Source organism: Pseudomonas amygdali, assembly GCF_002699855.1.
Taxonomy (GTDB): domain Bacteria; phylum Pseudomonadota; class Gammaproteobacteria; order Pseudomonadales; family Pseudomonadaceae; genus Aquipseudomonas; species Aquipseudomonas amygdali.
In genome coordinates this window covers 1-6,159 of record NZ_LKBW01000105.1, presented here as the reverse complement: position 1 = coordinate 6,159, position 6,159 = coordinate 1, and the positions used below count along the sequence as shown (strand labels likewise).

Genomic DNA, 6,159 nt, shown 5'->3' with positions numbered 1-6,159 from the left:
AGCGGCTATGGCTCAGCAGTCTAAAAATAGCGGCCTACTTCAGACCATTCTTAGGCCGCATCAGAAACGCCGTCTACTGATAGAAATAGCAGGTGGTCGGGATTCATTCAGCATAGGCTTGAACCTCGATAGTCAGACGCATTCCAGCTGACGATCAGCCGATTTACTGCATAGGCACGCAACCCTTCAATTTAAAGCGGGAGAAGCGATAAGGCGGCCGGTATTAAGCCCCTCCCGAAATCGCTACACTCGCCACCTCACAAGGACGAACCAAGGACCTGCAATGCCGCTCCCTTCTACCACGCTGCGCCGCACGCTGGTGATCTGGCTGTATGCCGTCGCAGTCGCGCACGTGCTGGGCAGTATCGTGTTCACCTGGGCGGGTTTTTCCGGCTTGCTCGACGGCTACCTGACTACGCTTGAGCAGGCCTTCTGGACCGACGCCGTTCCTGCCGCTGCGCGTGCGCAACAGGTCTGGTGGATGGCGCTGTTTGGCGCCACCTTGCAAACCTATTCCGTGTACATGCTGGCGCTTGTGCATTTGGGCAATCGTCTGAAAAGCGCCATGCCTTGGGGCTGGCTGATCGCCGGCCTGCTGCTCTGGGCACCTCAGGACATAGCGATTTCCGTGCGCGGGGGTGTCTGGTCGCATGTGTGGCTTGATCTGGCGGCGCTGCTGGCGTTGCTGCCGCCGTTGCTTTGGCTGTATCGCCATGATCGCCGTACTTCTGCTGCCAGCGCGTTGAAGGAGCCCCGTCATGTCTGACTTGCCCCTTCTGTACCTGCTGGCGGGCAACGGCAGCAGTGCCGAATGGTGGGATGATGTGCTGCCGCATTTTCAGCTGCATCAGGTCGTACCGCTGGAACTGCCAGGCTTCGGCAACAATCCCCAGCCACCGTGCGAAGACCTCGCCGCCTACGCCGATGCGCTATTGGCAGCGACGGTCAGGGGCAGTGCCATCGTCGCCGTGGGCGTCAATGCATTGCTGGTCATGCATGCCTTGCAGCGCCAGCCCGGACACTTCTGCAGAAGCGTGCTGCTGGCGCCGGTGGGAGCTTTTCTGTGGCGGCGGCGCTTGCCTGCGCTGATGTCGCCGCTGCCCATTCGCAAGACCATTCACTGGCTGCTGGCCAACAAGCCCACGCTGTTTGCGCACAAGTTTTCCAGGCAAGCCTGGCCTGCGGCGCACTACCAGCGTATGGGGGCCGGTTACGCCCGCTGCCGCGCCTTTGTTCCGTATTGGGACCTGGTGCGCGCCGACACTGCGCTGCCGCTGCTGGAATGGGTGCAAGACCCGATAGAGCTGGTATGGGGCGATCAGGACAACGTGCTGGGTATCGAGCAGGCGGCAGCGTGGTCTGCCATTCTGGCACGTGCCGACCTGAGCATCAGTCTGAAACCGGGCTGGGGTCACTACCCGTGGATCGACACGCCGGCCGAGTTTGCGCAGTGGCTGGAGTCCGGCGAGCGCGGCTTCGTTGCGCACACCAAAGGCGGCCGTCTGCGTTTGGCGGCCATCGCCGGGCAACCGGTGCCCGCAGCACTGTCATTGGTGCAGGGCGATGACTCGGCCTTGCCCGCGTTTCTGGCCAGCCAGCCGGAGGCTATCTGGGCGGTGCGCTCGTCCAGCTTCGGCGAGGATCAGGCCGATGCGGCCAACGCTGGCCTGAGCACCACCTTCCTTCGCGAGCCCACCCAAAACGTACCTGCACGTATCGCAGAACTGCACGGCGCAGGCGTCGAAGAAGTCGTGGTGCAGCGGTTCATCACGCCGGTGCTTTCCGGCATCGCGTTTGCGCGTCACCTGTCGGTCGAGCTGGAGTGGGTCGAAGGGCATCTGGAGTCGCTGGCTGACGGTCAGGCAAGCCCGGAGCGAGCGATCATTTCCCGCCTCGGCGATGCCTGGAACAGCGGCAGCTTCACGCCATCCCACGGTTTGACACAAGAAATGCTCTGGGACTTCCTGCAAGGCGTGCTGCGCGTTTTCCATTACGTGCCGGGCGATGTCGAGTGGGCGTGGGATGGCCGCCAGCTGTGGCTGTTGCAGTACCGCCCGATCAGTGATTACGGCTGGCGCCGACACCTGACCGCGGCCAACATCGCCGAGATCCTGCCGCCGCAGCCAAGCAGGCTGGTCGAGTACGCACAGCGCCGCGCCGCAGGCAGCATCCCGGCGATCATGGCGCGTTGGGATTCACGCGTGTTGCAGGACAACGAACCGTTCACCGCACTGTTTGGCGCCGCTTCCTACATCAACAACGACCTGTTTCTCGCACGTCTGGCTGATTGGGGCGTCGCCTCCAGCAGTTACGCCGATGAAGTCGGCGGCGCAGCACCGCATCTGCCTTGGCGACCTCTGCGTTTGCTGCGCTCTTTACCGGTATTCCTGCGCATGCAGCGTATCGCGCGCGGCCACCTGCTGACCCTGGAAAAGCAACTGCACCGTTTCGACCGAGAGCTGCATGCCTTGACGGCCCAAGGGGCTGACGGCCAGCAATTGGCTGACTGGTTTACGCGTTTCTACGTGTTCGTCGTGCAAGGTAACCTGTGCATCGCCACCTCGCTGGCCAGCAGCGGCGGTGATCTGCTGGGACGTCCGCCAACCGCTTACGACAACCTTGAACACTGCCCGCACCGGCTACCCTGGGAAACCGACCCCGCTACGCCACGCCCAGCACAGACCGACCTGCCGCTACAGGCCTTTCCAACCTGGCCGGGTATCATTCGCGTCGCTCACCGCGCAGGCCTGCCGGGCATGCGCGGCTACTACCTGCAAGTGCGCGAGTGGTATCGCGACAACCTGATGCGCCTGTTCTTCCGGCTGCATCACGCCATGCCCAGCGCCGACAGGGCGGACTGGTTTGCGTCTCATCCAGACATTCGCAGCCGCGCAGGCAGTTTCTGGCAGGACGGTCGAGAAGGCACCGAGCAGGCTACTGGCTTCATGATCTATCCGGGGCAGGTTCAAGGCATTCTGGGCGATGACATCCTGCTGGAAGACACCCTCGACCCCGGACGCCACGCGCACTACCAGAACGCACGCGCCGTGACCGCGCGCATGGGCGGGCGTCTTTCCCACGGGTCTACGTTGCTGCGCGAACTGCGCAAGCCTTCGGCGGTGCTGCCGAATGTTGATATGGCGTGGCTGGGGAAGGAGGTGCGGTATAGGGATGGGGAATTGTTGCTGGTCGAGGGGCAGTGATAAAGCCAGCAGGTGATTTATCCACAGCGAACCCGCACGCTCATTGAAAGGTAAGGTTGTGCTTCGCCCAGGTATAGCGAAAGGCTTACACGCGGTGGAGGGGTTCGGCCATTTCCGACCTGGTCCGTCCTCCGTAAGATTGGATCCATCAAGTGGTGAACAGGAGTTCACCAGGATCAAGGATGATCGACCATCGCCTCGGAGGCAGCCGACAGGGAGTCGGGATGGTCTTGGAAAAACCCGCTTCGGCGGGTTTTTTGTTGGGCGCGAGAAAGTCCTCGTTGAGCCTGGGCTACTTGCGCAGTGCCTTTCTCTTGCGCAGGCTTTCACGATGCACCTCGAGATCCCTGCGCCGCCGCATCTCCTGACGCGTCTCCTTGCGTTCGGATCGAATAATCCTCCATTGCATGCGCAACTCCCGGCCGCGCTCGCTGTTGAGCGATAAAAGGCCCAGCAACGGGAAAAGCAGCCCCAGCATGTAAAGTATCAATTCAAAACGCCGCCAGTGCGCAGGGGCAGTGGGCAGCACCGCGAAAAAGCAGCTCACCAGAATGGCCGCCAATATCCACATTCCACAGGCATGCCCGCGACTCATCATGATGCCGTCGAAACTCAAAACCAGTGATACGCCCATCATGAGCATCATCGACTGGCCGGTTCTCTCCGGCTCATTTGGAAAGTACGCATCGACCACCGTGCCTGCGGTAATGGCGAGGGAAAAGATGCCCATGAAGATCGGAGTCAGAAAGGACAGCAGATAACGAGAGCGGAAAGCGGCAACGTGACTGCGGTAAATCACCATAGGCTCCGGCGAGGCCCGCTTGCTGCGAGATTGTTTACCCATTTTTCTTCCTTGGTTGGGTTCGGCGGTTAGTTGTCTTCTTCGCTGATGGTCTGATACCTGGCTTCATTTGCTGAGCGATATTACCCATTTCAAAAACCTACCTAACCACCAGCGACTGCGTGCTTCACGAAGCTGTTCGACGTACTCGAACGTGTAAGACCGATTGCGCTTCTTTTCCAGCGCAAGGATTTTTTTCAGTATTCGGATGGCGTCCCTGTTCCAGTAAAGAAGGTAAAGATTGCTCAGTGCTATCCAGATACTGACCATAATGATCAGTTCTATATGCCACATGATCATTGCAGCGATTCCGGCCACAATGACGCCTCCGCTCAGTAAGTTTCCGTTTCTCGTGCTGACATAACCGTGTACCATATATACCTTGTTATCCCTGATCTCAAAAGACAGCTGACCTGATCTCGATTTTGTAAAGTAAATAAATAAAAATGAAACGAGCATCAGTAAGGCCGGAATCATCGCCCACGATAAAGCATCTGTCGTTGAAGCGCCGTATTCAGATTTTGCTATAAGATAAATAACGCTTGTATTCATGAGTAGAAATGAAGAGAAAAGGCCTGTGAAAGAATGAACTGCGATTGCAGTGAAGCTTTCGCTCAGGTAAATCAAATATATTGCTCTCATGAGCAGGGTAAAGAGGCCGAGGCATGCCAGCCAGAAAAAATCAGATTTAAACGTCGACATTGTGCCAAATAAGGCAATCAGGAAGAAAGACCCGTAAAGTCCCTTTTTATTGCGTTGGGTTGTGGTTCGATCATGTTGTTAGCTCAAGTTTTAAAAGCGAAATATAGCAAAAGCTAATGGCATAGTCTGAAAGGTCATACATCAAATATTTAAGTGCCTGACTAGTCGTCCCACTATTTAGATGGTTGCCTTTTGACGTGTCACCTAGTCAAAGCGGACGGTGCTGAGGTTCAGGCGGTTGCCGATGTCGTAATACGGATGTTTAGGTGCTGGTCTATGCGAAGAGGCAGTGAGGTCTAATTGCTGAGTTAATCGTCCTGGCAGCCTGCGCTCCATAAGTCACGGTCTTTCACATTATGGCCCACAGTTCGTGTGCGAAGTCTGTCTTCTCAGCGGTGACGCCCAGTTTTCTGCCGGTGTCCGTCGGCTTGCGCTCGATTGACAGCAGTCGGTCGCCGTCGTCGTAGGCGTAGTCCTGACGCGCATCGTCGTTAAGTCTTGCCAGCAGGCGACCAATCGGGTCGCGCTCCAGATGGGTGCTGCGCCGTGGCTGTTCGCCTTTCTCGCCGTAGCCGATTTCCTCGACCTGTGTCAGGTGCCCGCCGAGGTTGTAGCTGAAACGGCGGGTCAGGTTGTCGATGCGTTTTTCTTCGATCAGACGATCTGCGTCGTCGTAGGCAAAGCGGTAGGTCGCATCGTTTTCGTTGGTCAGGGCGACGAGGCGAATGGCCTTGTCGTACTGGTAGGCAACGGCTTTGCCCTTGGCGTCCTCGCGTCGGGTTGGCAGGCCACGGGCGTTGCGGGACAACCGCGTTATCTGGCCTTTGCCATCGGTGTGGGTCAGGACCTGGCCCAGTTCGTTGTAGGTAAAGGTCTCGTGGGTGCCGTCCGGGTTGTTGATGCGCAGCACTTCGCCATCGGGTTTGCGTTCCAGCGTGGTGGTGTTGTTCAGTGCATCGGTGACGGCCACCAGGTGGTGGCGCTCGTCATAGCGGTAATGAGTGCTTTTGCCCGAACAGTCCTGAAAGCGCTGGACCTGGGCCAGGGTGTTCCACCACAGGTATTTGGACTTGAGCGTCGGGTCGACGATGGTGTGCGGCAAGCCGTCCTCGCCGTTGAGGTATTAGGTCTTGTGGCCCAGCGCGTCGATCTCGGCGACGAGGTTGCCTTTGGCGTCGTAGCGGGCTTTCCAGGTGCTGCCGTCGGGATAATCGACCTGAGTGATCAGCGTGGTCAGGTGGTGGTACTGGTAACGAATACTGCGGCCCAGCGGGTCGGTTTCCTTGAGCAGCCGGGCAAACTCGTCGTATTCGAACGCCAACTGGTTGCCATCGGGCAGGGTCAGCCCGGTCATGTTGCCGGTGTCGTCGATCTCGATGACGTAGTGATCGCCACTGTAGTCGCGGCTCGAGG

General features: G+C 58.5%; 4 protein-coding genes and 1 pseudogene. 2 read left to right on the top strand and 3 right to left on the bottom strand.

Going from position 1 to position 6,159, the window contains the following annotated elements; translation table 11 throughout:
* Positions 1-283 precede the first annotated feature (283 nt).
* Positions 284-766, top strand: a complete 483-nt coding sequence (locus AO277_RS09685; RefSeq protein WP_005746945.1) for a hypothetical protein — start codon at positions 284-286, stop codon at positions 764-766.
* Positions 759-3,203, top strand: a complete 2,445-nt coding sequence (locus tag AO277_RS09680) for an alpha/beta hydrolase (RefSeq protein ID WP_044319992.1) — start codon at positions 759-761, stop codon at positions 3,201-3,203. The genes AO277_RS09685 and AO277_RS09680 overlap by 8 nt, the downstream gene beginning before the upstream one ends.
* Positions 3,204-3,495: 292 nt before the next feature.
* Here the strand turns inward: AO277_RS09680 and AO277_RS09675 are convergent, their stop codons facing one another.
* From AO277_RS09675 to AO277_RS09665, 3 genes and pseudogenes are all read right to left on the bottom strand, one after another.
* Positions 3,496-4,047 (bottom strand): hypothetical protein, encoded by a 552-nt coding sequence (locus tag AO277_RS09675; protein WP_044319991.1) that lies wholly within the window; start codon positions 4,045-4,047, stop codon positions 3,496-3,498.
* Positions 4,048-4,110: 63 nt separating this feature from the next.
* Positions 4,111-4,671, bottom strand: a complete 561-nt coding sequence (locus AO277_RS09670; protein ID WP_236691295.1) for a hypothetical protein — start codon at positions 4,669-4,671, stop codon at positions 4,111-4,113.
* 439 nt (positions 4,672-5,110) lie between these two features.
* A pseudogene (locus AO277_RS09665) lies at positions 5,111-6,159 on the bottom strand (type IV secretion protein Rhs); the annotation flags it as partial.

Excerpts from the sequence above, each read along its gene's own strand:
- AO277_RS09685 (WP_005746945.1), top strand. The coding sequence starts at position 284 with ATGCCGCTCCCTTCTACCACGCTGCGCCGCACGCTGGTGATCTGGCTG.
- AO277_RS09680 (WP_044319992.1), top strand. The coding sequence starts at position 759 with ATGTCTGACTTGCCCCTTCTGTACCTGCTGGCGGGCAACGGCAGCAGT.
- AO277_RS09675 (WP_044319991.1), bottom strand. The coding sequence starts at position 4,047 with ATGGGTAAACAATCTCGCAGCAAGCGGGCCTCGCCGGAGCCTATGGTG.